At 67.9% G+C, this 23,480-nt stretch carries 24 protein-coding genes (1 of these 24 only partly in view); 4 read left to right on the top strand and 20 right to left on the bottom strand.

Features of this window, described 5'->3' with window-relative positions; translation table 11 throughout:
- Window positions 1-33 precede the first annotated feature (33 nt).
- The 14 genes from NH8B_RS19220 to NH8B_RS19155 form a co-directional block, all read right to left on the bottom strand.
- The gene (locus tag NH8B_RS19220; protein ID WP_014088731.1) at window positions 34-282 is read right to left on the bottom strand and encodes a BolA family protein; all 249 of its coding nucleotides are present in this window, start codon (window positions 280-282) and stop codon (window positions 34-36) included.
- 24 nt (window positions 283-306) lie between these two features.
- Complete coding sequence (locus NH8B_RS19215) at window positions 307-1,062, bottom strand: ABC transporter permease (protein ID WP_008955913.1); 756 nt, start codon at window positions 1,060-1,062, stop codon at window positions 307-309.
- A complete protein-coding gene (locus NH8B_RS19210; RefSeq protein ID WP_014088730.1) occupies window positions 1,062-1,964 on the bottom strand; it encodes an ABC transporter ATP-binding protein in 903 nt (300 codons plus the stop codon). The genes NH8B_RS19215 and NH8B_RS19210 overlap by 1 nt, the downstream gene beginning before the upstream one ends.
- 43 nt (window positions 1,965-2,007) lie before the next feature.
- Entirely contained in the window at window positions 2,008-2,655 is a 648-nt protein-coding gene (locus tag NH8B_RS19205) for a TetR family transcriptional regulator (RefSeq protein WP_014088729.1), read from the bottom strand.
- A 185-nt stretch (window positions 2,656-2,840) separates the two neighbouring features.
- Window positions 2,841-3,593 (bottom strand): MlaA family lipoprotein, encoded by a 753-nt coding sequence (locus NH8B_RS19200; protein ID WP_014088728.1) that lies wholly within the window; start codon window positions 3,591-3,593, stop codon window positions 2,841-2,843.
- Complete coding sequence (locus tag NH8B_RS19195) at window positions 3,590-3,892, bottom strand: STAS domain-containing protein (protein ID WP_014088727.1); 303 nt, start codon at window positions 3,890-3,892, stop codon at window positions 3,590-3,592. Before NH8B_RS19195 ends, NH8B_RS19200 begins: the two co-directional genes overlap by 4 nt.
- On the bottom strand, window positions 3,892-4,509 hold the full coding sequence (locus NH8B_RS19190) for an MlaC/ttg2D family ABC transporter substrate-binding protein (protein WP_014088726.1): 618 nt from the start codon (window positions 4,507-4,509) through the stop codon (window positions 3,892-3,894). Before NH8B_RS19190 ends, NH8B_RS19195 begins: the two co-directional genes overlap by 1 nt.
- A 52-nt stretch (window positions 4,510-4,561) precedes the next feature.
- Complete coding sequence (gene mlaD, locus NH8B_RS19185) at window positions 4,562-5,062, bottom strand: outer membrane lipid asymmetry maintenance protein MlaD (RefSeq protein WP_008955907.1); 501 nt, start codon at window positions 5,060-5,062, stop codon at window positions 4,562-4,564.
- Window positions 5,063-5,075: 13 nt separating this feature from the next.
- Window positions 5,076-5,861: a lipid asymmetry maintenance ABC transporter permease subunit MlaE gene (gene mlaE / locus NH8B_RS19180; protein WP_008955906.1), complete on the bottom strand. Its 786-nt coding sequence runs from the start codon at window positions 5,859-5,861 to the stop codon at window positions 5,076-5,078.
- Entirely contained in the window at window positions 5,854-6,675 is an 822-nt protein-coding gene (locus tag NH8B_RS19175) for an ABC transporter ATP-binding protein (RefSeq protein ID WP_008955905.1), read from the bottom strand. The genes mlaE and NH8B_RS19175 overlap by 8 nt, the downstream gene beginning before the upstream one ends.
- Before the next feature lie 214 nt (window positions 6,676-6,889).
- On the bottom strand, window positions 6,890-7,711 hold the full coding sequence (gene dapD / locus NH8B_RS19170; RefSeq protein ID WP_041703658.1) for a 2,3,4,5-tetrahydropyridine-2,6-dicarboxylate N-succinyltransferase: 822 nt from the start codon (window positions 7,709-7,711) through the stop codon (window positions 6,890-6,892).
- Window positions 7,712-7,763: 52 nt separating this feature from the next.
- Window positions 7,764-8,954 carry a succinyldiaminopimelate transaminase gene (dapC, locus tag NH8B_RS19165; protein ID WP_041703656.1) on the bottom strand — a complete coding sequence of 397 codons (1,191 nt, stop codon included), beginning with the start codon at window positions 8,952-8,954 and terminating at the stop codon, window positions 7,764-7,766.
- A 389-nt stretch (window positions 8,955-9,343) separates the two neighbouring features.
- Window positions 9,344-9,547: a SlyX family protein gene (locus tag NH8B_RS19160; protein WP_014088722.1), complete on the bottom strand. Its 204-nt coding sequence runs from the start codon at window positions 9,545-9,547 to the stop codon at window positions 9,344-9,346.
- 64 nt (window positions 9,548-9,611) lie between these two features.
- Window positions 9,612-10,604, bottom strand: coding sequence for a LysR family transcriptional regulator (locus NH8B_RS19155; RefSeq protein WP_014088721.1), 993 nt, complete (start codon window positions 10,602-10,604; stop codon window positions 9,612-9,614).
- Window positions 10,605-10,687: 83 nt separating this feature from the next.
- Between NH8B_RS19155 and NH8B_RS19150 the strand changes: the two genes are divergently transcribed.
- Window positions 10,688-12,103 (top strand): MFS transporter, encoded by a 1,416-nt coding sequence (locus NH8B_RS19150; protein ID WP_014088720.1) that lies wholly within the window; start codon window positions 10,688-10,690, stop codon window positions 12,101-12,103.
- Window positions 12,104-12,163: 60 nt separating this feature from the next.
- Here the strand turns inward: NH8B_RS19150 and NH8B_RS19145 are convergent, their stop codons facing one another.
- Window positions 12,164-12,559 carry an acyl-CoA thioesterase gene (locus NH8B_RS19145; protein ID WP_008955899.1) on the bottom strand — a complete coding sequence of 132 codons (396 nt, stop codon included), beginning with the start codon at window positions 12,557-12,559 and terminating at the stop codon, window positions 12,164-12,166.
- 151 nt (window positions 12,560-12,710) lie between these two features.
- Window positions 12,711-13,499 (bottom strand): class I SAM-dependent methyltransferase, encoded by a 789-nt coding sequence (locus NH8B_RS19140; protein WP_014088719.1) that lies wholly within the window; start codon window positions 13,497-13,499, stop codon window positions 12,711-12,713.
- Window positions 13,500-13,600: 101 nt separating this feature from the next.
- On the opposite strand from NH8B_RS19140, the gene NH8B_RS19135 reads away from it, so the two are divergent.
- Complete coding sequence (locus NH8B_RS19135) at window positions 13,601-15,889, top strand: DNA internalization-related competence protein ComEC/Rec2 (RefSeq protein WP_014088718.1); 2,289 nt, start codon at window positions 13,601-13,603, stop codon at window positions 15,887-15,889.
- Here the strand turns inward: NH8B_RS19135 and NH8B_RS19130 are convergent.
- From NH8B_RS19130 to NH8B_RS19115, 4 genes are read right to left on the bottom strand one after another with little or no spacing between them, the layout of a single operon-like run.
- A complete protein-coding gene (locus NH8B_RS19130) occupies window positions 15,867-16,757 on the bottom strand; it encodes a response regulator (protein WP_041703166.1) in 891 nt (296 codons plus the stop codon). The genes NH8B_RS19135 and NH8B_RS19130 overlap by 23 nt on opposite strands.
- Window positions 16,729-19,323: a sensor histidine kinase gene (locus NH8B_RS19125; RefSeq protein WP_014088716.1), complete on the bottom strand. Its 2,595-nt coding sequence runs from the start codon at window positions 19,321-19,323 to the stop codon at window positions 16,729-16,731. The genes NH8B_RS19130 and NH8B_RS19125 overlap by 29 nt, the downstream gene beginning before the upstream one ends.
- A 15-nt stretch (window positions 19,324-19,338) precedes the next feature.
- Entirely contained in the window at window positions 19,339-20,109 is a 771-nt protein-coding gene (locus NH8B_RS19120; RefSeq protein ID WP_041703653.1) for a ParA family protein, read from the bottom strand.
- Window positions 20,110-20,161: 52 nt separating this feature from the next.
- Window positions 20,162-20,653, bottom strand: a complete 492-nt coding sequence (locus tag NH8B_RS19115) for a surface-adhesin E family protein (protein ID WP_014088714.1) — start codon at window positions 20,651-20,653, stop codon at window positions 20,162-20,164.
- Between the two features lie 241 nt (window positions 20,654-20,894).
- Here NH8B_RS19115 and recQ point away from each other — a divergent pair, with 241 nt between their 5' ends.
- Both recQ and argJ read left to right on the top strand, forming a co-directional pair.
- Window positions 20,895-22,697, top strand: coding sequence for a DNA helicase RecQ (recQ, locus tag NH8B_RS19110; protein ID WP_014088713.1), 1,803 nt, complete (start codon window positions 20,895-20,897; stop codon window positions 22,695-22,697).
- A 60-nt stretch (window positions 22,698-22,757) separates the two neighbouring features.
- On the top strand, window positions 22,758-23,480 hold the 5' portion of the coding sequence (argJ, locus tag NH8B_RS19105) for a bifunctional glutamate N-acetyltransferase/amino-acid acetyltransferase ArgJ (protein WP_014088712.1). 495 nt of this gene lie beyond the right edge of the window; only the first 723 of its 1,218 coding nucleotides appear in the window; the start codon lies at window positions 22,758-22,760; the stop codon falls past the right edge of the window.

Below are 23,480 nucleotides of genomic sequence, written 5' to 3'. Positions count from 1 at the left end.
GCCAACGCGGCGGATCACGCCTGCAGCCAGGTACTAGCCTTGCTGTTTCGCCCACTCTTCCGGCGTCTGTGCCTTGACGATGGAGAGTGCGTGGATCTCGTTGCTTTGCAACTGTTCCTTGATCACTTCCTTGACCAGGCGGTGCCGGTCGATCAGGCGTTTGCCGGCAAAGGCCTCCGATACCACGACGGCGTAGAAGTGGTGGCCGTCGCCTTCCACCTCGAGATGGGTGCAGTTGAGGCCGGCGGCGATGTACTGTTTGACTTGTTCGGTAGTAGCCATGCTGTGTGATCCTTGCGAACTATCCTAGTGTCTGAGCTTGTAGCCACGATGAAGCAGCCACAATGCCAGAGCGGACAGCAAAATGAAACTGGCGCCGACCACGCCGAGCGACAGCCAGGGGCTGATGTCGGCCTGGCCGAAGAAGCCGTAGCGGAAGCCGTCGATCATGTAGAACACCGGGTTGACGTGCGATGCGGCACGCCAGAAACCCGGCAGGCTGTGGATCGAGTAGAACACCCCGGACAGGAAGGTGAGCGGCATGATCAAAAAATTCTGGAACGCCGCCAGCTGGTCGAACTTCTCGGCCCAGATGCCGGCGATGACGCCCAAGGTGCCGAGGACCGCCGAGCCCAGCAGGGCGAAGATCAGCACCCACAGCGGGTGCGTGGGCAGGCCGAGACCGAACCAGGACGTCACCAGCAGGACGCCGGCCCCCACGGCGAGCCCGCGCACCATCGCGGCCAGCAGGTAGGCGGCGAAGAACTCCAGCGCGGTCAGCGGCGGCAGCAGCAGGAACACGATGTTGCCGGTGATCTTGGACTGGATCAGGCTGGACGAGCTGTTGGCGAAGGCATTCTGCGCCATCGACATCATCGCCAGGCCGGGGATCAGGAAGGCGCTGTAGCTCACCCCGGGGTAGGCTTCGACATGCTTCGACAGCACGTGGGCGAAAATCAGCTGATACAGCAGCGCGGTGAGCACCGGCGCCGCCACGGTCTGGAAGGAGACCTTCCAGAAGCGGACGAGTTCCTTGCGGAACAGGGTGAGGAAGCCCTGCATCAGTTGGCCCCTCCTTGCATCGTGTGCACGAAGACGTCTTCCAGATCGACTTCGATCATGCTCAGTTCGCGCACCTCGACGCTAGCCTGGCGCAGCGTGGCCAGCACGCCCTCCAGCGCGCCGAGTTCGGGCAGGCGCAGGATGTGGCGGCCGTCTTCCTGGCGCAGCCGCAGCGCCTCAAGGCTCGCCGGCAAGTCGGACGACAGCTTCAGGGCGACGTCGCGCTCGTTGCTGCGTGCGAGCAGCTTGTCCTTGGTTTCCAGTGCGACCAGACGGCCCTTCTTCAGCATCGCGATGCGGTTGCACAGGGCCTCGGCCTCTTCCAGGTAGTGCGTGGTGAGCACGATGGTATGGCCGGCATGGTTGAGTTCCTGCACGAAGCTCCACAGGCTCTGGCGCAGCTCGACGTCGACGCCGGCGGTGGGCTCGTCCAGCACGATCACCGGCGGGCGGTGCACCAGCGCCTGGGCCACCATCACGCGCCGCTTCATGCCGCCGGACAGCGCGCGCATGTTGACGTCGGCCTTGTCGGAGAGGCCGAGCTTGAACAGCAGCTCGTCCAGCCAGGCGTCGTTACGGGTCAGGCCGAAGTAGCCGGACTGGAAGCGCAACGTCTCGCGCACCGTCAGGAAGGGGTCGAACACCAGTTCCTGCGGAACCACCCCCAGGCTCTGGCGCGCCGCCTTGTAGTCGCTGACCACGTCGTGACCCATGATGCGGATGGTGCCGCTGTCCGGGCGCGTCAGGCCCGCCATGGCGGAAATGAGCGTGGTTTTGCCGGCGCCGTTGGGGCCGAGCAGGGCGAAGAATTCGCCGGGTTCGACGCGGAAGCTGACGTTGTCGAGGGCCAGCAGTTGGCCGAAGCGTCTGCTGACCGCGGAAATGTCGATGGCCGGGACCATGGTGGCTGGGGATCGGGTAAAAAGTAACAATTATACTGCCGGCTCAGGGGTGGGGGGAAAGTTGTTCCAGTACCTCGGGCCTGAACAGTCCTGCGTAGAGGCAGGACAACAGCGCCGGGGTGTCGCGTGCAAGGTCGAAGCGTTGCGCGTCGGCCAGCCAGATGCGCAACAGGCCGTCGTGCAGCGCCTGCAGCGACTGTGCCGCCATCACCGGCTGCACCAGGGGCTGCAACTGGCCGCGAGCCTGTGCGGCCAGCAGGATCTGGGTCAGGGTGGAGTGAGCCTCGCGCATCTTGGCGATGCATTCGTCCTGCACCGGGGCTAGCTCGTCGACATGCTCGGTGCGCAGGAAGATCACCTGCAGTACCCGTTGCAGGCGGGCGTCGAGGGTGACCGAGCGCAGCAGGCTGTTGCTGAATCTCCACAGGGCCGCCGCCGGGTTGTGCGCGGCACCGGCCTTGAGTTCGTCGAGGTGAGTGTCGAAGTTGGGGATGATGCGGTCGAGCATGGCACGGTACAGGTCGAGCTTGTTCTCGAAATGCCAGTAGACGGCACCCCGGGTGAGGCCGGCGGCGCTGGCGATGGTCGCCAGGGTGGTACGGGAAACGCCATGCGTGCTGAACAGCGCCTCGGCGGTATCCAGGATGCGACAGCGGGTTTGCTCGGCTTCTTCTCGGGTGCGACGTGCCATGGTGCTCGGTGGTTTGATACAACCGCCGAGTTTAACGGCCGGCCGGCGATTAGCCTACTGGTTATAAGAGAAACGCCGCGCTTTAGCCGTACGGCATGGCGGCGGGGTATCGAGGGTCGTGGCGGCGAGACGCGTCAGCGCCGCCGCCGCCGTCGGCAGGTTGGCCGAAGCCCGGCGCGGCGGGTTTACAGCGGGGCCGAGGCCTCGGCAGGTGTCGGCGCCATCAGCTGGTCGATGTCGAGGTTTTCGTCATCGGACGGCGCCTTCGGCAGATCGGCACCGACCTGCTTGGCGCGTAGCTGCAGGTAGGCATCGCGTATGTAGGAGTAGGGGTCGAGGGCCGCTTCGTCCACGGTTTGTTCCAGGCCGAGCAGGCGCGCGCGCGTGTTCACGCCATCGAGTACGGCGCCGGCGGCCAGTTGGGTGTGGGTCTGGAACACCACGCCCGGTTCGGGGCTGGCGGTGTACGTGGCGGCGGTGCCCAGGCCGTCGCGTACGGTGGAGGGGCCCAGGAGCGGCAGCACCAGGTAGCTGCTGTTCTTCCAGCCCCAGCTGGCGAAGGTATCGCCGAGCGTGGTCTTGTTGTTGGCGAGGCCGGCCGGGGTGGCGATGTCGATCAGGCCGAACAGGCCGAAGGTGGAGTTGAGCGCCACCCGCATCACGTCGTTGGTGGTCTTCTGTGCATCGGCGCGCAGGGCGTTGTTGACGGCGCTGTAGGCATCGCGGATGTTGTCGAAGAAGTTGCCGACCGCGATGCGCAGCGGCCGCGGCGTGACGGTGCGGTAGCCCTCGGCCACCGGTTTCACCACGGCGCGGTCGGCAGTGTCGTTGAAGCGGTAGACGGCGCGGTTCATCGGCTCGAGCGGGTCGAGCGGTTCGTGGGGATTGGCGCAACCGGCCAACGCGATGCTCAGCAACAGCAGGTGAGCGGTTTTCATGACAGATTTCCGGAAGGGCCTTGCAGCAGTTCGTCGAGTCCGTAGAGGCGGGCCAGGCTCGCCAGCGTGGGGGGCAGGGTGCCGATGCGCAAGACGCGACCGCCTTGCCGACCGTGCCGCACCAGCTCCAGCAGCAGTGCCAGCGCCGCCGAGTCGGACGCGGTGACGCCGGACAGGTCGATTTCCTGCGCCGCGCTGCCGTTCAGCTGGCGCTTGAGCTGGGCCAACTGGGCCGCAGCGGAGTCCATGTCGATCCGGCCGGACAGCTGCAGCCGGCTGGAAGCGGCCGTATCGTTCATTACGCCCCCGTGCCTTTAGTCATATTGTCGTTCTTGTTGCGCAGCACCTTGATCAGGCCGTCGATGCCGTTCTTGCGGATCTCTTCGTTGAACTGGTTGCGGTACACCGTGACCAGACTGGCGCCCTCGACGCTGACGTTATAGACCTTCCAGCCCTGCGGAGTCTTGTACAGCGTGTAGTCGATCGCCACCGGCTTCTTCTCGCCGTTGCTGGGCAGCGTCACTTCCGACTTCACCGTGGCTTCGCGGCCGTCGTTGGCGAACACGGCGTTCGGCTTGACGTCGACCTGGGCGTTCTTGAAGCGCGTCATGGTGGAGGAGTAGGTGCGCGACAGCAGGCTCTGGAATTGTTGCGTCAATTCGGTCTGCTGCTGCGGGTTGGCTTCACGCCAGCCGCGGCCGACCGCGAGCGCCGTCATGCGCTGGAAGTCGAACTTCGGCAGCACCAGCTTTTCCACCTGGTCGCGAATCTTGGCGGTGTTTTTGCCGTCGTCCTGCTTGATCAGGTCGAGCACTTCGCGCGAGGTGCCGCGCACCATGTCGACCGGGGAGTCGGCGGCCAGCGCCGGAACGGACAGGCCCAGCAGCATGGCCAGGCTAACGAGCAGTTTTTTCATGATTGTTCACGCTTTATGACAGGTCATGGGTAAGCCGGAGGGAGGGGCGGCCTTACTGCGCGCCACTGCTACCGGCGGGGCTTCCTTCTTTGGCAGCGCCTTTTTCGGCAAAGTTCAGCATGAATTTGCCGATCAGCTGCTCCAGCACCAGCGCCGACGAGGTCAGGTCGATACGTTCGCCGGGCTTCAGGTTGTCCGGGTCGCCGCCCTGCACCAGGCCGATGTACTGCTCGCCGAGCAGGCCGGAGGTGAGGATTTCGGCGCTGGTATCGCGGCTGAACTGGTAGCGCTTGTCCAGCGACAGCGTCACCTTGGCCAGGTAGCGCTGGGTGTCGAGCTCGATGCTGGCGACGCGGCCGACCACCACGCCGGAAGACTTCACCGGCGCCTTGACCTTGAGGCCGCCGATGTTGTCGAACTCGGCGTACAGCGGGTAGCTGGCTTCGGCGCTCTGCGGGGTCAGGTTGGCCACCTTGAGCGAGAGGAAGGTGACGGCGGCAATGCCGATGGCGACAAAAATGCCGACCCACAAATCAATCGTCGTGCGTTTCATTCGGTTTCTTTTCCTAGAACATGAAGGCGGTCAGCACGAAGTCCAGCGCCAGGATCACCAGGGCGGAGGTGACCACGGTGCGCGTGGTGGCCGAGGAGACGCCGGCCGCGGTCGGCGTGGCGTCGTAGCCTTCGAAAACGGCAATCAGGGTGACGGCGATGCCGAAGAACAGGCTCTTGATCAGGCCGTTGATGACATCGTTGTGCAGGTCGACCGAGTTTTGCATCTGCGACCAGAAGGTGCCTTCGTCGAGCCCGATCAGCTGCACGCCGACGAAATAGCCGCCGAAGATGCCGGTGACGTTGAACAGCGCGGCCAGCACCGGCATCGAGATCACGCCGGCCCAGAAGCGCGGCGCCACCACGCGGGCGATCGGGTTGACCGCCATCACGCTCATGGCGTCGAGCTGTTCGGTGGCCTTCATCAGGCCGATTTCGGCGGTCATCGCGCTGCCCGAGCGGCTGGCGAACAGCAGCGCCGCCAGCACCGGGCCCAGTTCGCGCAGCAGCGACAGCGCCACCAGTGCGCCCAGCGCGTCGGCCGAGCCGAAGCGCGACAGCGTGTTGTAGCCCTGCAGGCCCAGCACCATGCCGACGAACAGGCCGGAGACCACGATGATGATCAGGGACAGCACGCCGGCGAAATACACTTCGCGGATGGTCAGGTTGAGGCGGCGGAAGCTCTGCCCGGATTGCAGCAGGATGGCCAGCAGGAAGCGGCTGGCGAAACCGAGTCGCCAGATGGCGTTGATGGTGACGTGGCCGAGGTGGCGCAACGGGGCGGTGAGGGTTTCAAACATGGCGGACTCCGCTCAGGCCCAGGTCGTCGGCCAGGCTGCGCTGGGCCGGGTAGGCGAAATGCACCGGGCCATCGGCCTCGCCGTGCACGAACTGGTGTACCCACGGCGAGTCGGAGGCGCGGACTTCCTCCGGCGTGCCTTCGGCGACGATGCTGCCGTTGGCGACGAAGTAGACGTGGTCGACGATCTCCAGCGACTTGTGCACGTCGTGGGTGACCATCACCGCGCTGGTGCCGAGCGCGTCGTTGAGTTTCTTGATCAGCAGTGCGATGACGCCGAGCGAGATCGGGTCGAGCCCGGTGAACGGTTCGTCGTAGAGCATGATTTCGGGGTCGAGCGCGATGGCGCGGGCCAGGGCGACACGGCGCGCCATGCCGCCGGACAGCTCGGCCGGCATCAGTGCCTGGGTGCCGCGCAGGCCGACGGCGTTGAGCTTCATGGTCACCAGGTCGGCGATCATCGATTCCGGCAGCCGGGTATGTTCGCGCAGCGGAAACGCCACGTTGTCGTGCACCGACAGATCGGTGAACAGGGCGCCGAACTGGAACAGCATGCCCATGCGGCGGCGGTGGGCGTGGAGCTCGCGCGCGTTCATGGTGGCCACGTTCTGGCCGTCGACCAGCACTTCGCCTCGCTGGGCGCGGTATTGGCCGGAGATCAGGCGCAGCAGCGTGGTTTTGCCGCTGCCGCTGCCGCCCATGATGGCGACCAGCTTGCCGCGCGGAATGCGCAGATTGATGTCTTTCAGGACCGGTCGGTCGGTGTAGCCGAAGCTGACCTGCCTGAATTCGATGAATGAATCGTCTTGGGACACGGAGGTTCCGGTTGCGTCTTTATCAGGAAGCAAGAGCGTATGAGCCCTTATCGGGCGATTGACGGATTTTATCCTGTTGTGCTGGGCGCGCCAAATCCGACCGATGGAACAGTCTGTTCTGTTGCGGTGCACACAACGGTTTCGGGGGTTTCGGGCTCGCCCGGCAAACAAAACAGCCCGGCGGAACCGGGCTGTCTGTCGGGTGCGATCCGGCTCAGACGCCGCGCAGCAGGTCGTTGATGCTGGTCTTGCTGCGGGTCTGGGCGTCGACCTTCTTCACGATCACGGCGCAGTACAGGCTGTGGCTGCCGTCCTTGGAGGGCAGGTTGCCGGACACCACCACCGAGCCCGGCGGAATGCGGCCGTAGCTGACTTCGCCGGTTTCGCGGTCGTAGATCTTGGTGGACTGGCCGATGTAGACGCCCATCGAGATCACCGAGCCTTCGCCGACGATGACGCCTTCGACCACTTCGGAACGGGCGCCGATGAAGCAGTTGTCTTCGATGATGGTCGGGTTGGCTTGCAGCGGCTCGAGTACGCCGCCGATGCCGACGCCGCCGGACAGGTGCACGTTCTTGCCGATCTGGGCGCAGGAGCCGACGGTGGCCCAGGTGTCGACCATGGTGCCTTCATCGACGTAGGCGCCGATGTTGACGTAGGACGGCATCAGCACGGTGTTCTTGGCGATGAACGAGCCCTTGCGCGCCACGGCGCCCGGCACCACGCGGAAGCCGGCCTGCTGGAAGCGCTCCTGGTTCCAGTCGGCGAACTTGGTGTCGACCTTGTCGAAGTAGCGCGACACGCCGTCGTCCAGCACGGCGTTGTCGCGGATGCGGAACGACAGCAGCACGGCCTTCTTCACCCACTGGTTGACGACCCAGTCGCCGTCGATCTTCTCGGCGACGCGCAGGCGGCCGGCGTCCAGTTCGTCGATGACCTGGCCGATGGCGGCCTTCAGTTCGGCGGAAACGGTGGCGGGGGTGATCTCGGCGCGCTTTTCGAACGCGTCTTCGATCAGGGTCTGGATCGGGTGCATGTGGTTCAGTCCTTGTGCAAGATGGATGGTGGTCATTGTAGTGGTTTCCGGTTCAGGCGTGGCGTCGGGCAAAGCGGACCAGGCGCTCGGCGGCCTCGACGCAGTCGGCCAGCGGCGCCACCAGGGCGATGCGGATGTAGCCGGCGCCGGGATTGACGCCGTGGGCGTCGCGCGCAAGCAAGGAGCCGGGCAGCACGGTGACGTGTTCTTCGGCGAACACGGCGCGGGCGAAGGCCTGGTCGTCGCCGCCGGGCACGCGTGCCCACAGGTAGAAGCTGGCATCCGGCAGGCTGACAGCGAAGGCTTCGGCCAACTTGGCGTGAACCGCCGCGAATTTGGCGCCATACGCCGCGCGGTTGGCGTCGACGTGCGCTTCGTCGTTCCAGGCGGCGACGCTGGCGGCCTGGATGGTCGGGCTCATGGCGCCGCCGTGGTAGGTACGGTAGAGCAGGAAGCTTTCCAGCAGCGCGGCGTCGCCGGCGACGAAGCCGGAGCGCAGGCCGGGCGCGTTGGAGCGCTTGGACAGGCTGGTGAACATCACCAGGCGGCTAAAGTCACGGCCGAGTTGCTGGGCGGCCTGCAGCCCGCCCAGCGGCGGCTGGCCGAAGTGGATCTCGGAGTAGCATTCGTCCGAGGCGATGACGAAGCCGTAGCGGTCGGACAGCTCGAACAGCCGGCGCCAGTCTTCCAGGTTCATCACCGCGCCGGTGGGGTTGCCCGGGCTGCACACGAAGACCAGCTGGGTGCGCTGCCATACCGCCTCGGGCACCGCCGCCCAGTCGGGCTGGAAGCGGTTTTCGGCGAGGCAGTTGACGTAGTAGGGCTCGGCGCCGGCCAACAGCGCCGCGCCTTCGTAGATCTGGTAGAACGGGTTGGGCGAGATCACCACCGGCTTCTGTGCGCCGGAGGCGTCGATCACGGTCTGCACGAAGGCGAACAGCGCCTCGCGGCTGCCGTTCACCGGCAGCACCTCGCGCAGCGGGTCGAGCGTGAGGCCGTAGCGGCGCTCGGCCCAGGCGGCGCAGGTGGCGCGCAGGGCGTCGGAACCCAGCGTGGCGGGGTAGCTCGCCAGCCCGTCGAGTGCCCCTACCAGGGCCTGCTTCACCACGTCCGGGGTCGGGTGCTTGGGCTCGCCGATCGACAGGTTGACGTGGGGCAGCCCGGCCGGCGGCGTCACGCCCGCCAGCAGCGACCGCAGCCGCTGGAAGGGGTAGGGCTGCAGAAGGGCAAGATTCGGATTCACTTTGGGCTCCCGGCGCGACGACAAAGCGGCCATTTTAATGGAGATCGGTGCGGTTGGTGCAAAACAAACGCTGCTGCCGGGGAGGCGGCCTGCTACGCTCCCGCACCGCAGGAGGTCCGGCTGATCGCGCGCAAGAACAGCGAAGCCATCGTTTCCCGGCAACGGAAGAAACCGTGACGGACAAGGCCGGCTACGGGCTGACCCGCTGCTCCGGCCAAGCGGCGTGCCGCGTTCCCGGCGACCATCCGGGGCCGGGGCACGGCAAGGGGTAGGGCACCGGCTGCCGGCCTGCCTGGTGCAGTCCATGGCGTTGTCGGCGCCGGCATCATGACAAAAGCCGGGCCCGATCATGGGGTCCGGCTTTTTTTCGGGCTTCGGCCAACCCCGCTTCAGTAGTGCGGCGGGATCTCGTGCCCGCCCGGCGCGTCGTTGCCGGGCTGGTTGCTGCGCAGCTGCTGGTACAGCATGCGGATCTGTTCCTGCAGCAGGTCGATCTGTTGCTGCTGGCGCGTCACGGCGAGGTTGAGCGCGTCGAGCAGGTCGTCCTGGAAGGCCACTTTGACTTCGAGGTCGGTGAGGCGGGAGTCGTCCATGCGGTGTCCTTGGGTGGCGACGGGGTAGGGAGCGCGATTTTACCGCATTCGTGCCGCGCTCCGCTCATTCCTGACTGGCCGTTTCCCACGCGCCGTCGGCGTGCCGCGTCACGCCCTCGGTGGTGGCGAACTGGTGCCGCATCGCGGCGATCACGGTGTCGCGCAGGTAGCGGTGCAGCGGGTGGCGGTCGTTGCGGCGGTGCCAGACCAGGCCGACGGTGATGCGCGCCTCGCCTGGTAACGGCGCGCAGGCCAGCTCCGGGGTGGTGCTGAACAGGCCGCGGTAGATCGCCGGCTGGATCGACATCAGCGGCGCCTGGGCGACGATGTGGCTGATCGCCAGCAGGCTGGCCGACAGCACCTGCACGCGGCGTTCCAGGCCGTGCGCCGCGAACAGGTGGTCGACCACCCCGGCGGCGGTGCCGCGGTAGCTGCTGACGACGTGGTCGCAGGAGGCCAGGTCGGCGAGCGTGGCGGGCTCCGGCAGCGGCAGCTGGCGTCGCGAGTGCACGCTGATGAAGTCGGATTCGAACAGCCGCAGCCGGCTGTGCCAGTCGCGCAGCGCCAGCGGCGCGGCGGTGATCAGGAGGTCCACCTCGTCGTGGTCGAGCGCGGCCAGCTGCTGGTCGGTCTCCAGCAGTTGCGAGCGCAGCCGCACGCCGGGCGCATCGCGGCGCAGCGTGGCGATCAGCGCCGGGTAGAGCAGCGCCTCCATGCCGTCCGGCGCCGCCAGGCGGAAGGTGGCGTGCGCCGCGGCCGGGTCGAACGCGTCGGCGCGGAACAGGAACTGCTGCGCCTGTTCCAGCCAGGCGCGGATTTGCGGCGCCAGTTCGCACGCGCGCGGGGTGGGTTCCATCCGGCTGCCGCTACGCACGAACAGCGGGTCGTCCAGCAGCTGGCGCAGCCGTGCCAGCGCGTGGCTCATCGCCGGCTGTCCGAGAAAGAGCCGGGCGGCGGCGCGGCTGACGTGGCGCTCCTGCATCAGCGCGTCGAACGCCACCAGCAGGTTGAGGTCGAGGCGGCGCAGCGCGTCGTGGCTGAAATCGATTTGGTTCATGATCTGTATGCCATTAATCGATTTCCATGATAGTACGGCCGCTGCCGATAATGGGGTTTTGCCTCGCCGTTGCTGGTGCCGCCATGCCGTCTGCCGCCCTCATCGCCCCGCGTTACTCGTTGCACCACGTCGCCATCGCCGTGATCGTGCTGCTGGAATACCTGCAGAGCGTGATGGTGGCGTTCGGCTCGGCCGCCATCCGTCACGGCGTGCAGGCCTCGCCGCAGCAGTTCAGCCTGGCCGCCGCCTGCTACGCGGCGGTGGCGGTGCTGATGATCCTGAGCCACCGCTGGTGGGTGCAGCGGCTGGGCTACCGCACCTTGCTGCGGCTGTCGCTGTGGGTGTTCGGCGCCGGCGCCGTGCTGTGCGCGCTGTCGCCCAACGCCGGCGCTTTCATCGCCGCGCGCATGGTGCAGGCGCTGGGCGGGGCGGCGTTCTTCACCGCGTCGCGGGTGCAGATCCTGCATTACCAGGGGCCGGCGCGCCTGCCGGCGCTGCTGTTCCTGCCCTTCGGCATCATGCTGGGCTCCGGTCTGGCGCCGATCCTGGCCGGGGCGCTGCTGGCGGCCTTCGACTGGCGCGCGCTGTTCTGGGCGATGCTGCCGCTGGTATGGCTGGTGGACGGGGTGGTGCGCCATGCCGTGCCGGAGCACGAGCCGGTGGAGAACGAGCGGCCGGACCAGGCGCATCCGTGGGGCATGCTGCTGCTGGCGGGCGGGGTGTTCCTGCTGCAGTTCGTGCTGGAGCGCGCCCGCTTCGAGCCGTGGACGCATGGTCCGCTGCTGTGGGGCGCCGGGCTGCTGGCGCTGGCGTTGCTGGTGCTGCATTGGCGGCACGAATGGCGCCGCCCCACGCCGCTGGTACCCTACCGCCATTTCACCAGCGAGCGTTACCTGTGGGGCATGGCGGTGTACGGCTTCGGCTACCTGGTGGTGTCGTCGTGCAGCTACGTGTTGCCGCTGTTCCTGGCCGAGGGGCTCGGTCTGAGCCTGGCGCAATGCGGCTGGCTGCTGGGGCTGACCGGGCTGGCCGCGATGCCGTTCGCCGTGCTGCACCTGAAGCTGATGCTGCGCTGGCCCCATCTGCGCCGGTTCCTGCTCGTCGGCTCCGTGCTGCTGGCGGCCTTCGCCGGGCTGATGGCGCGGCAGCAGCCGGCGACGACGGGGTGGCCGCTGTGGCTGGCGGTGTTCCTGCTCAACGGGGTGTTCATGCCGTTCCTGCTGGGCACCGCGGCGGCCAGCACCTTCAGCCAGGTGGAAGAGCGGGTGTTCAGCCACGCCTACCAGGTCAAGAACGCGATGCGCGAGGTGGCCAACGCCGTCGGCCTGCTGCTGGGCACCGTGTTGCTGCAGCAGCGCAGCGCGCTGCACGCCGTGCGCGCGCCGGAGCTGGCATCCGGCCAGCTGGTGTTGCTGGCCGGGCAGGATTTCTTCCGGGGGCTGCTGCTGGTGGCGCTGGCGGTGGGGCTGCTGCTGCAACTGCAGCGCCGCTTCGTGTAGCGGTGTCGGCTAGCTTGCTCGTTGCCCGGTGTTGCTTGCACGCCGGGCATCGGGGCCGGCTCACGCCCCCAGCTGGGCGGCAAACTGCTCGGGGATCGCCGGACGGCCGCGCTCGTTGATGGCGGTGCCGATGATCAGCCCTTCCAGCACCACCTTCTGGTCCGCCTGGCGGATCACCTGCTGGCGGAAGCCGAAGCGCACCTTGGACACCGGCTCGAACGCCACCGTCACCGTGAACTGGTCGCCGCTGGTTAGTGACGCCTTGTAGTCCAGTTCCGAGCGCACCACCACCAGGTTGATGTTCTGGCGCGCCAGTTCGGCAAAATCGATGCCTTTTTCCAGCAGAAACTCGTGGCGGGCGTGCTCCAGGTAATTGAAGTACACCCCGTTGTTCACGATGCCCTGCATATCGCATTCGTAATCGCGCACCTTGAATTCAACGGCAAAAACAGACATCGGCTAGCTCCAGATCGGGGTTTGACAGGTGGCGGGCACAGAGCTGCCGGCGCGTTGGCAGGCAGGCTGGTCGGCGTGGGCCATGGGGCGGGGAGTGTAACGCATGTGGGTGCCGCCCGGGGGGAGTGCCACGCGGGGCGGTGGCGGCAGCCTAACCCTGCGGCCGCAGCGCCTTGATCACGTAGAGGTCGAAGCGGGTGGACTTGCCCTCCAGCACCGCCGACGGCTTCACGCCCTCGATCACCGGGCCGCGCTGCGGCCGCTTCACCACCACCCGCACCGTGGCGGCGGCGATGGCGGCCTGCAGCAGCGCGGCACTGTCGAGGTCGTCGCCGATCACCTGCTGAAACGCCTGCATGCCTTTCTTGGCGGCGGCGCTTTTCTTGTCGGTGTCGGGGAACATCGGGTCGACGAACACCACCTGCGGCCGTTCCGCCTCGGGCCGTTCCGCCTGCGCCGCCAGCCACTGGATGGCGTCGGCGTGCACCAGCGTCATGCGCCGCGCGATGTCCATGGTGTCGAGGTCGACGCTGGCGCGCTCCAGCGCGTCGAACAGCAGGGCCGCCGCCACCGGCGAGCGTTCCAGCAGCGTCACTTCGCAGCCCAGGCTGGCCAGCACGAAGCTGTCGCCACCGAGACCGGCGGTGGCGTCGACCACGCGCGGCAATTCCTTGGCGCCCTTCAAGCCGATCGCCTTGGCCACCGGCTGGCCGCGCCCGCCACCCTGCTCGCGGCGGTGCTTGGCCGCGCCCTCGACGAACTCGGCGTACACCGCGCCGTGTTTGCCGCTGGTGAGCAGCTCCAGCCGTTCCGGCCCCAGCTCCAGCCAGTAGCCGGACTCGGGGCGTCGGGTGACCAGCGGCAGCGCGAAGCGCTCGGCAAGACGATGGGCGGTGTCGCGGCGCGCCGGCTCGGCGCAGTACAGCGGGGTGGGGGTCATGGACGGTTTCCGGGGAACGACGCGGCGAAGATACGGCAAGGCGCGATCAGCGGCAACCGCGTGGTCTTAGCGTTTCCATGCCAAAAACATAAAATGGCGCAATGCTCCCGATCGCAGCCTTCTGCGCCGGCATCACGCTGTGCGCCTTCCTCCCTGAACTGCCCGACGCTCGCTGGCTATGGCCGGCGCTGGCGGGGGCCGCCGTGCTGGCCTGGCGCCTCGACGGCCGTCGTCGCCAGGCCGCGCTGTGGCTGGTATGCGCCCTGGCCGGGCTCGGCTATGCCGGCTGGCGTGCCGAGCTCAGGTTGGCCGAAGCGCTGGCGCCGCCGTGGGAAGGGCGGCCGGTGGAATTCGTCGCCGTGGTGCGCGGCCTGCCCGACCCGGGCGACTACGGCGTGCGGCTGAACGCCGAGGTGGAGCAGGTGCTGACGCCGGGCGCGCGCCTGCCGTCCCGGGTGCAGCTGAGCGATTTCCGCGGTGGCGACTGGCCGGCCGGCAGCCGCTGGCGGCTCACGGCACGGTTCAAGGCGCGCCACGGCACGGCCAACCCGTTCGGTTTCGACGGCGAGGCGTGGATGTGGTCGGAAGGGCTGCTGGCCAGCGGCTCGATCGGCAAGGGGGCGGTGCGGCTGGACGATGCGCACGATGTCCTGGCTGCGATCGACCGCCTGCGCGCCGCCGTGCAGGCCCGCATCCAGCAGGTGCTGGGCGACACGCGCGAGGCGGCGCTGATCGGCGCGCTCACCGTCGGCGCGCAGCAGGCCATCGCGCGTGAGGAGTGGCAGCGCTTTGCGCACACCGGCCTGACCCACCTGGTCTCGATCTCCGGCCTGCACATCACCATGGTCGCCGGACTGGCCGCGGCGCTGGCGGCCGGCTGGTTGCGTCTTCGGCCAACCTTGCGTGTGCCGCCGCGGTTGGTGATCGCCGCCGTCACCGTGCTGGCGGCGCTGGCCTACGCGCTGTTGGCCGGTTTCTCGGTGCCGACCCAGCGCACCCTGTTCATGCTCGCCTGTGCGGCGCTGCTGCTGGCCTCGCGCCGCGCCTACACGCCGTTCCAGGTATGGTGGCTGGCGCTGACCGTGGTGCTGCTGGTCGATCCGTTCGCGGTGCTGGCGCCCGGGCTGTGGCTGTCGTTCGGCCTGGTGGCGGCGTTGATGGCCGCGACGCTGGCGCGCCGCCGCCCGCCCGGCAAGCTGCGGGCGGCGCTGGCCGGGCAATGGGCCGCGCTGGTGATGTCGCTGCTGCCGCTGGCGCTGTTTTTCGGCAGCCTGCCGCTGGTGTCGCCGCTCGCCAACGCCGTGGCCATTCCCTACATCTCGGCCTTGCTCACCCCGCTGGCGCTGCTGGCGGTGGCGCTGCCGTTCGACGCCTTGTTGCACCTGACCGCCAGCTTGGCCGAAGGCTTCTTCTACGGGGTGGACCGGCTCGCGCTGCTGCCGTCGTGGTCTCTCCCCGGGCTGCCGTGGCCGCTGCTGGCGCTCGGCGCGCTGGGGTCGCTGTGGCTGATCGCGCCGCGCGGCATGCCGTTGCGGGGGTTCGGTGCGCTGCTGCTGGCCCCGGCGCTGCTCTACAGCCCGCCGCGGCCGGCGCAGGGGACGCTGCGGGTGCAGGTGTTCGACGTCGGTCAGGGCTTGTCGGTGCTGCTGCAGACCGCGCGCCACGACCTGTTGTACGACACCGGGCCGGGGCAGGCCGAGCGTGTGCTGCTGCCGCAGCTGGCCGGCCTTGGCGTGCGGCGTCTCGACGCCCTGATGCTGTCGCACCACGACAGCGATCACGACGGCGCCGCGTCGGGCCTGTTGGTCGCCGTGCCGGTGACGCGGGTCTGGGCCGGTCAGCCCGCGTCGCTGGCCGGGCTGCGCGACGATGCCGTGCCCTGTGCGCCGGGGCAGAGCTGGGCCTGGGACGGGATTCGCTTCGACGTGCTGTGGCCGCCGGCCGGGCTGGCGGGGGAGGACAACGCCCACAGTTGCGTGCTGCGCGTGGCGACCCCGACCCGGGCGGTGTTGCTGACCGGCGATATCGGCCGGCGCGAGGAAGAGGCGTTGGCGGCGCGCTACGGCCGGGCGCTGGCCAGCGACGTGCTGCTGGCCCCGCATCATGGCAGCCGCGGCGCCTCGGGGGAGGCACTGCTGCAGGCGGCGGCGCCGCACTGGGGCGTGTTCAGCGCGGGCTATCGCAACCGCTACCGCCATCCGCACCCGCAGACGCTGGCGCGCTACCGGGCGCAGGGGGCCGGGGTGCTGCGCACCGACCAGTTTGGGGCACTGCAGATCGAACTGGGGAAGACGCTCGCCATCGGCGCGTTCCGGCGCCAGGCGCCGCGCTACTGGAGGGAGCGTGCGGAGGCCGGGGACGACGAGGTCACAGCCGCAGCCGGGCGATGACCTGGTTGCCGTCCCCGCAGTACTCGAGGTGGTCGAACGAACTCAATTTGGCCAGCAGGATGCCGCGGCCGTGCGGGCGCAGCAGCGCCGCCGGGCCGGCGTTGAGGATGGACTGCCAGTCGAAGCCCCGGCCCTGGTCGGAAACGGTGAAGGTGATGTCCTCGGCGCTGCGGCGAAAGCGCACGCTGACCTGACGCTGGGCGTAGGCCGGGTCGGACAGCCGGGCCTGCAGCGCGCTGTCCCAGCTCTCCTCGGCCAGCAGGCGCTGCTTGTCCTGGAAACCGAACCCCAGGTTGCCGTGTTCGACGGCGTTGGCGATCAGCTCGTAGAGGCCGCTGGCGACCCGCTCCGGCACCGGGCAGGCGCGCGCCAGTAACGCCGTCACGGCGTGCGCCTCCTGCAGTGTGCGCAGGGTGAATTCGGCCTCCTGCAGCAGCATCATGGTGCCTTCCTGGTGCAGGCCCATTTCGCGGAAATAGAGCTGGCGGTCCCAGTGGTCGACCGCCGCCTTGACCACCGCCAGCAACATGTCGCGCGAGAACGGCTTGTTGAGGAAGAAGAAAGCGCCGGCGCTCATGCCCTGCTGGATGCTGCCGGGCGAACCGAAGGCGGACTGGATGATCACCGGCAGGCTCTCCATGTCCGGGCTCTCCTTGATGCGGGCCAGCAGTTCCATGCCGTTCAGGCCGGGCATCATCTTGTCCAGCAGCACGGCGCAGAAGCGTTCGTGCTCGGCCTCGAGGCGGGCCCAGGCTTCCTCGCCGCTGTCGGCCTGCACCGTCTTGTAGCCGTCGCTTTCCAGCAGTTCGCTCATCAGTTCGAGACTGAACGGCTCGTCGTCAACCAAGAGTAGCGTGTGTTCCATCATGCTCCGTTCCGAGTGGGGCGGGCCTGGGCCAGCGTGGCAGGATGAAGCGGAAAATGGCGCCGCCGCCGTCGGCGTTCCCGGCGCTGATCTCGCCGTCGTGGGCGAGCACGATTTCGCGGCAAATGGACAGGCCGAGCCCGCTGCCGCCGGCGCCGGTCTTGGTGGCGCTGCCCTGCACGAATTTGTCGAAGATCGGCTCCCGTTCGTCGTCGGCAATGCCCGGCCCCTGGTCGGTCACCGCCACCTCGACCCGGTCGATGCCGTCGGCGTCGGCGCGGGGGGCGACATGCACCGTGATGACGCCGCCTGGCGGGCTGACCTTGATGGCATTGGCGAGCAAGTTGCGCATCACCTGGCCGATGCGCAGCGGGTCGAATACCGCCGGCAGCGTCAGGCTGTCCGCTTTCAGTATAATGTCGATGCCATTTTTTGCTGCCATCGGCAGCATTTCCTCCCGTGCCTCGTACACGCAGCGCAGCAGGTCCTGCGGCATCATCTGGAATTCCATGCGCTTCACTTCCATCTTGGCCAGGTCCAGCAGGTCGTTCAGCAGTGTCAGCAAACGCTTGCCGCTGCGGTGGATGCGCTCGAAATAGTGCTGCTGCTTGGGGGTATTGTCGCTGGTGCTGCGCCGCTCCCCCATTTCGGCAAAGCCCAGGATGGCGTGCAGCGGGGTGCGCAGTTCGTGTGACATATTGGCCAGGAATTCGGTCTTGGCGCGGCTGGTGTCCTCGGCCAGGGTCTTGGCCTCGCGCAAAGCGGCCTCGGTGGTGCGTTGCGCCGAGATGTCCTGGAAGATCCATACCGACCCCAGCCCCGGCAGGGCCGGATCGAGCGCCTTGCCGTAGAGCTGGCACCACAGGGTGCCGCCGTCGCCGTCGCGCAGGCGGAGGTCCTGCTGGCATACCTGCCCCTGCGACAGCACGCCGTACAGCAGGCGCACCAGCCGCTGCCATTGCTCAATAGACTCGAAGATCTGCGTGGTCGGCTGCTCCACGACGTCGTCGGCGGGCAGCCGGAACAGCTCCAGGAAGGCGCGGTTGACCTGCTTGAAACGGTGGTCGGCGACGTAGGCCATGGCGAGCGGGCTGGCGTCCAGCAGCGCGGCGAGCTGCTGGCGCTGCTGTTCCACCTGGCCCTCCAGGGTGTTCTTCAGCGCCAGCAGGGCCGCCTCCTGCTCCTTGCGCTGCCGGATGTTGCGGCAAACCAGCAGAAAGCAGGTGTCGTCGGGCTGGTCGACCTGGCTCAGCGTCAGCTCCACCGGCAGGCGGCTGCCATCCTCGCACCGCAGCTGCGCCTCGAACGGCGCGCCGGCGTGTTCGGCCGCGATCTGGCCGAACGGCCGGTGGCGCTCCGGGTCGACCCAGTCGGGGAACAGGCTCGCCAGCTGCCGATGAGGCAGGCACTCGTCGTGCCGACCGATCAGCCGCGCCGCCGCGGCGTTGGCGGCGCGCACCGTGCCGTCGCTTTCCAGCAGCAGGATGGCGTCGGAACTGGCTTCCAGAATGGCGCGCTGGCGCGCCTCGCTGTCGGCCAGCGCCTGCTCGGCGCGGCGGTGTTCGTCCAGCTGACGGTGCAGCGAACGGTTGCTTTCCATCAGTTGGTCATGCTTCACCAGCAGGGCGTGGCGGAACTGCAGGTTGCTGTGGCCGAGGCGGTAGAGGTAAATCAGCAGGCACAGCGCCCCGGCCGCCGACAGCATCAGGACCAGCAGATCGTGGTCCTGCAGCGCCAGCGCCGGGTCCCTCTGGGCGAACACCGCATACTGCAGCGTCATGCCGCCCAGGGTGAGGGTGCGTGCCTGCAGCGGTGCGGAGGCGGGCAGGGGATGGCCGGGGTGGCTGTCGAGAAAGGGCGTGCCGGGCTGCTGTTCCTGCCAGGCCACCAGCCGCAGCTGGCTGACGGGGGCCGTTCCATCCGTCAGCGGTGAATTCAGCAGCGCCGACGGGTTGAGTCGCAGCAGCAGCACGCGCGTCTGCTGTGGCAGCGGGCTGACGATGTCCAGCCGCGGCGGCGATGCCGGCTGGGCCGCCGTCACGTGCAGCCGCGGGCGCTGGGTGTTGAGCGCGCTCTCGAAGGTCGGCATCCAGTCGGCGCGGGCCCCCAGGTCGACGCCGATGCGTTGCTGGCTGTCCGGCGTGCCGGCCAGCAACAGCCGTACATAGTAGAACGGGCGGGGCGGGGCGGGGGGCTGTTGGCCGCCGGCGTGGTCGCGGATGGGCTGGCCGAGCCGTGCCTCCAGCGCCGGGCGTTGTGCCGCGGTGATGCGCTCCACCAGCGCCACCTCGGTATAGCCGTCGTCCTGCTGGCGCAGCGTCCCCAGCCACTCGTCGAGCCCGGCCGGGGAGATGTCATGGTTGGTCTGCAGCGCCAGCAGGCGGGCGTGGTCGAGCCTGGCCTGCAGCTGCCAGGCCACGGCCTGCAGCCAGACCCGGCCACTGGCCTGATCGTGCTCGAGCTGCTGCTGACGGCGGCTGTCGGCCAGCAGCCAGGCTTCGCCGCAGAGCAGCAGCATCAGCAGCAGGCCGGTAAGGAGGACAAGGCGGGGCGGGGTGATCCGGCGCATGTCCGTCGCCCTGGGTCAGCGTGAATTCAGATGCTGGTAGAGCCGTTCGAATTCCTGCGACACCTTGTGGCGGGCGTCGAAGAACACCATCGGCTGGGCCGCCTGATGCGATTCGCGAATCTTCACCGAGGCCGACAGCGGCGCGTCCAGCACTGGCAGGCCTTCCTGTTTCAGCTCGGCGACCAGCCGCACCGGCAGGCTGGCGCGCGGCTGGAACTGGTTCACCACGATGCCCTCGATGTGCAGCTCGGGATTGTGGTCGGCGCGGATTTCGTCGGTGTTGCCCATCAGGTTGTACAGCGCCTGGCGCGAGAAGGCATCGCAGTCGAACGGGATCAGGCAGCGGTCGGCGGCGATCAGCGCCGAGCGGGTGTAGAAGTTCAAGGCGGGCGGGGTGTCGATCCAGATCTCGTCGTAGTCGGCGGCGAGCTGGTCGAGCGCCTCCTTCAGCTTGAACATCTTGTAGCGCGATTCCAGCTTGCCCATCAGCTCGGACAGTTCCGGGTGCGAGGGCATCAGCGACAGGCCGGGAAACGGTGTCGGCACCACGAATTCCTGCGGCGTCTTGCCGAACAGGCTGATGTTGAGCATCTGCTGGAAGAAGTCGGCCAGCGTCGGCGCGCCGTCGGCCGCCGTGGCGCCCAGCAGGTAGTGGCTGGCGTTGCCTTGCGGATCGAGATCGATCACCAGCACGCGGCGACCGGCGCGGGCCGCCACGGCGGCGAGGTTGACGGCGATGGTGGATTTGCCCACCCCGCCTTTCTGGTTGAAGACGACACGGCGTATGGCGCCCATGGCTAATCCTTGTTCGGAGCCGGGCGGGTGCGCCGTCGGCCGCTCAGAGGGGCTGAGCGCCACCGCAAACAAACAGCATTTGCTGGTAGCTGGCCGAATTCTGCACCACCGGCATCGGTTTTATCTGGCTGTCATTATAGAGGTAGCTGGCGACGAGACGGCTGTTTTCGTCGAACAGCGTGACACTGGTCAGACGGAAGGTCCGGCTCGCGCAGTCGATCTGCCAGGTATTGATCGAATACTTGTGGCGCGGCGTCGACAGGAAGTTTTCCTTCTTCATGTTGAAGATGGTCTTCTTGTCGCGGAAGGTTACCACGGAACCCTGGCGGCGCAGCGACAGCTTGTCGATCTCGTTCAGGATATTGCCGTTGGGCGAGACGCCGAGGTTGTGCCAGTCGGCATTGGCTTGCTGCGGCGTGCTCGGCGTCGGCTGCGGGCGCAGCTGGGCCGGCTTGCGCGGGGGCGCGGACGGGGTGCTGGCACAGGCGGTCAGCAGGGCGGCCGTCACGGTCAGCAGGGACACACGGTAAAACATGGGGAACCTCCGGATATACCCCGGCAGTGTCGCACAGCGTGTGCGCTTCGGCCAACCGGCGACGCCGGCGGGAACTTCGCCGCCGGGGCTGCGTCTCATCCCCGGCATTAGCATTTCCTCTGCATTGTGATATTGCCCCTTCAAGGCCACGTCCCCGGTGGCCTTCTTTTTTGCCCGTCCGGCGCGCGACGCGGCCCGGAGCATGCCGTACAATGGCGCCTTCTTCCGATTCTTGCCCCTCATGCCGGACGCCCACGCCCTACTCCAGACCGTTTTCGGCTACCCCGCCTTCCGCGGCGAGCAGGCCGAGATCGTCGCCCACGTCGGCGGCGGCGGCAACGCGCTGGTGCTGATGCCCACTGGCGGCGGCAAGTCGCTGTGTTACCAGATCCCGGCGCTGCTGCGCGAGGGCGTCGCCATCGTGGTGTCGCCGCTGATCGCGCTGATGCAGGATCAGGTGGCGACGCTGTCCGAGCTGGGGGTGGCCGCGGCCTGCCTCAATTCCGCCACCGCGCCCGACGAGGCGCGCGACATCGTGCGCCAGGCGCGCGCCGGCACGCTCGACCTGCTCTACGTCGCGCCCGAGCGGCTGCTGACGCCGCGTTTCCTGGAGCTCCTGAACGATCTCCGCATCGCGCTGTTCGCCATCGACGAGGCGCACTGCGTCAGCCACTGGGGGCACGACTTCCGCCCCGAATACCAGCAACTCGGCATTCTGGCCGAGCGCTTTCCGGCGGTGCCGCGCATCGCGCTGACCGCCACCGCCGACGAGCAGACCCGCGCCGACATCCTGCACTACCTGAGGTTGGCCGAAGCCCGCGTGTTCCTGTCGAGCTTCGACCGACCCAACCTGTTCTACCAGGTGGTGGAAAAACACAACGCCAAGAAGCAGCTGCTGGCCTTCATCCAGCAGGACTACCCCGGTGCCTCCGGTATCGTCTATTGCCTGTCCAGGAAGCGCGTCGAAGACACCGCGCAATGGCTGGTCGAGAACGGCATCCGCGCCCTGCCGTACCACGCCGGGCTCGGGCACGAGGTGCGCGACCGCCACCAGCGCGAATTCCTGCGCGAGGACGGCGTGGTGATGGTCGCCACGGTGGCCTTTGGCATGGGCATCGACAAGCCCGATGTGCGCTTCGTCGCCCACATCGACCTGCCCAAGAGCCCGGAAAACTTCTACCAGGAATCCGGCCGCGCCGGCCGCGACGGCCTGCCCGCCGCCAGCTGGCTGTGCTATGGCCTCAACGACATGGTGCAGCTGACGCAGATGATCGAAGGCTCGGAGATGGCGGCGCTGCAAAAGCAGGTCGAACTGTCCAAGCTCGACGCCATGCTCGCCTTCTGCGAAACCGCCGCCTGCCGCCGCCAGCACATCCTGGCCCACTTCAGCGAACAGAGCGCCCCCTGCGGCCACTGCGACAACTGCCTCAATCCGCCGGTCACCTTCGACGCCACGCTGCCGGTGCAGAAACTGCTGTCGTGCATCTACCGCGTCGAGCAGCGCTTTGCCGCCAGCCACGTCATCGACGTGCTGCTCGGGCGCGCCAACCAGAGCGTCACCGCCTTCGGCCACGACCAGCTCTCCACCTTCGGCATCGGGCGCGAGCTCAACCAGCGTGGCTGGCGCTCGATCATCCGCCAGCTGGTGGCCAAGAAGCTGCTGCAGGTTGACATCGCGCGCGGCCAGTCGCTGGTGTTCGGCGACGGCTGCCGCGCCATCCTCAAGGGCGAACAGAAGGTCTACCTGCGCCCGCTCGCCGACGACAAGAAGAGCCGCAGCGCCAACACCGACCGCTGGCTGCGCACCGAGCGCGAGGAGCGGCTGTGGCAGATGCTGCGGCGCTGGCGCAAAAGCATGGCCGACGAGCACAACGTGCCGGCCTACGCCGTGTTCTCCGACAAGACGCTGCGCGAACTGGTGGAGAAGCGCCCCGCCAGCCGCGTCGAGATCGGCCGCGTCTACGGCCTGGGGGAACTCAAGCTGGCGCGTTACGGCGACGCCCTGCTCGCCATCCTCAACGAGGCGTCGCAGAGCGACGACTGATTCCAGTACACTTGAAGCCTGCATCCTGGCCATTGGCTTTACAATTCCGGAGAACCCAACATGCCCGTCAACCTGAACCCCGTTAAGCCCGAACAGCTCGCCGCCATCGCCGGCGTCGAACTCGGCGTGGCCGAAGCCGGCATCAAGAAGGCCGACCGCAAGGACGTGCTGGTGATCCGCCTCGACAAGGGCAACACCGTCGCCGGCGTGTTCACGCAGAACCGTTTCTGCGCCGCTCCGGTGCAGATCAGCAAGGCCCACCTCGACGCCGGCGTGCAAATCCGCGCGCTGGTGATCAACACCGGCAACGCCAACGCCGGCACCGGCGAAGACGGCCGCCAGCGCGCGCTCGCCGTCTGCCAGGCACTGGCCACCGAACTCGACTGCGCCGTGGAGCAGATCCTGCCGTTCTCCACCGGCGTCATCCTCGAGCCGCTGCCGGCCGACAAGATCATCGCCGCGCTGCCCAAGCGTCGCAGCGCCAACTGGGCCGAGGCCGCCGAAGCGATCATGACCACCGACACCGCGCCCAAGGCCACCAGCCGCGCGCTGGACATCGACGGCCACAAGGTGTCGATCACCGGCATCTCCAAGGGCGCCGGCATGATCCACCCCAACATGGCCACCATGTTGGGCTTCATCGCCACCGACGCCGCCATCACCCGGCCGATGATCAACCAGCTGGTCAAGGAAGTCGCCGACCTCACCTTCAACTGCATCTCGATCGACGGCGACACCTCCACCAACGACAGCTTCATGCTGATCTCCACCGGCCAGAGCGGC

Source organism: Pseudogulbenkiania sp. NH8B (assembly GCF_000283535.1).
In the GTDB taxonomy this organism is placed as follows: domain Bacteria; phylum Pseudomonadota; class Gammaproteobacteria; order Burkholderiales; family Chromobacteriaceae; genus Pseudogulbenkiania; species Pseudogulbenkiania ferrooxidans.
The sequence above is the reverse complement of the archived record's forward strand: the minus strand, read 5'-3'. Positions and strand labels throughout refer to the sequence as shown.

Bases quoted from the DNA above. Each gene is read 5' to 3' on its own strand.
- NH8B_RS19150 (WP_014088720.1), top strand. From the start codon at position 10,688: ATGCCGTCTGCCGCCCTCATCGCCCCGCGTTACTCGTTGCACCACGTC.
- NH8B_RS19125 (WP_014088716.1), bottom strand. From the start codon at position 19,323: ATGCGCCGGATCACCCCGCCCCGCCTTGTCCTCCTTACCGGCCTGCTG.
- NH8B_RS19160 (WP_014088722.1), bottom strand. From the start codon at position 9,547: ATGGACGACTCCCGCCTCACCGACCTCGAAGTCAAAGTGGCCTTCCAG.
- NH8B_RS19220 (WP_014088731.1), bottom strand. From the start codon at position 282: ATGGCTACTACCGAACAAGTCAAACAGTACATCGCCGCCGGCCTCAAC.
- NH8B_RS19115 (WP_014088714.1), bottom strand. From the start codon at position 20,653: ATGTTTTACCGTGTGTCCCTGCTGACCGTGACGGCCGCCCTGCTGACC.
- NH8B_RS19200 (WP_014088728.1), bottom strand. From the start codon at position 3,593: ATGAAAACCGCTCACCTGCTGTTGCTGAGCATCGCGTTGGCCGGTTGC.
- NH8B_RS19135 (WP_014088718.1), top strand. From the start codon at position 13,601: ATGCTCCCGATCGCAGCCTTCTGCGCCGGCATCACGCTGTGCGCCTTC.
- mlaD (WP_008955907.1), bottom strand. From the start codon at position 5,062: ATGAAACGCACGACGATTGATTTGTGGGTCGGCATTTTTGTCGCCATC.
- NH8B_RS19190 (WP_014088726.1), bottom strand. From the start codon at position 4,509: ATGAAAAAACTGCTCGTTAGCCTGGCCATGCTGCTGGGCCTGTCCGTT.
- NH8B_RS19205 (WP_014088729.1), bottom strand. From the start codon at position 2,655: ATGGCACGTCGCACCCGAGAAGAAGCCGAGCAAACCCGCTGTCGCATC.
- mlaE (WP_008955906.1), bottom strand. From the start codon at position 5,861: ATGTTTGAAACCCTCACCGCCCCGTTGCGCCACCTCGGCCACGTCACC.
- NH8B_RS19155 (WP_014088721.1), bottom strand. From the start codon at position 10,604: ATGAACCAAATCGATTTCAGCCACGACGCGCTGCGCCGCCTCGACCTC.
- NH8B_RS19145 (WP_008955899.1), bottom strand. From the start codon at position 12,559: ATGTCTGTTTTTGCCGTTGAATTCAAGGTGCGCGATTACGAATGCGAT.
- NH8B_RS19210 (WP_014088730.1), bottom strand. From the start codon at position 1,964: ATGGTCCCGGCCATCGACATTTCCGCGGTCAGCAGACGCTTCGGCCAA.
- NH8B_RS19215 (WP_008955913.1), bottom strand. From the start codon at position 1,062: ATGCAGGGCTTCCTCACCCTGTTCCGCAAGGAACTCGTCCGCTTCTGG.
- NH8B_RS19195 (WP_014088727.1), bottom strand. From the start codon at position 3,892: ATGAACGATACGGCCGCTTCCAGCCGGCTGCAGCTGTCCGGCCGGATC.
- NH8B_RS19130 (WP_041703166.1), bottom strand. From the start codon at position 16,757: ATGATGGAACACACGCTACTCTTGGTTGACGACGAGCCGTTCAGTCTC.
- recQ (WP_014088713.1), top strand. From the start codon at position 20,895: ATGCCGGACGCCCACGCCCTACTCCAGACCGTTTTCGGCTACCCCGCC.
- dapD (WP_041703658.1), bottom strand. From the start codon at position 7,711: ATGCACCCGATCCAGACCCTGATCGAAGACGCGTTCGAAAAGCGCGCC.
- NH8B_RS19140 (WP_014088719.1), bottom strand. From the start codon at position 13,499: ATGACCCCCACCCCGCTGTACTGCGCCGAGCCGGCGCGCCGCGACACC.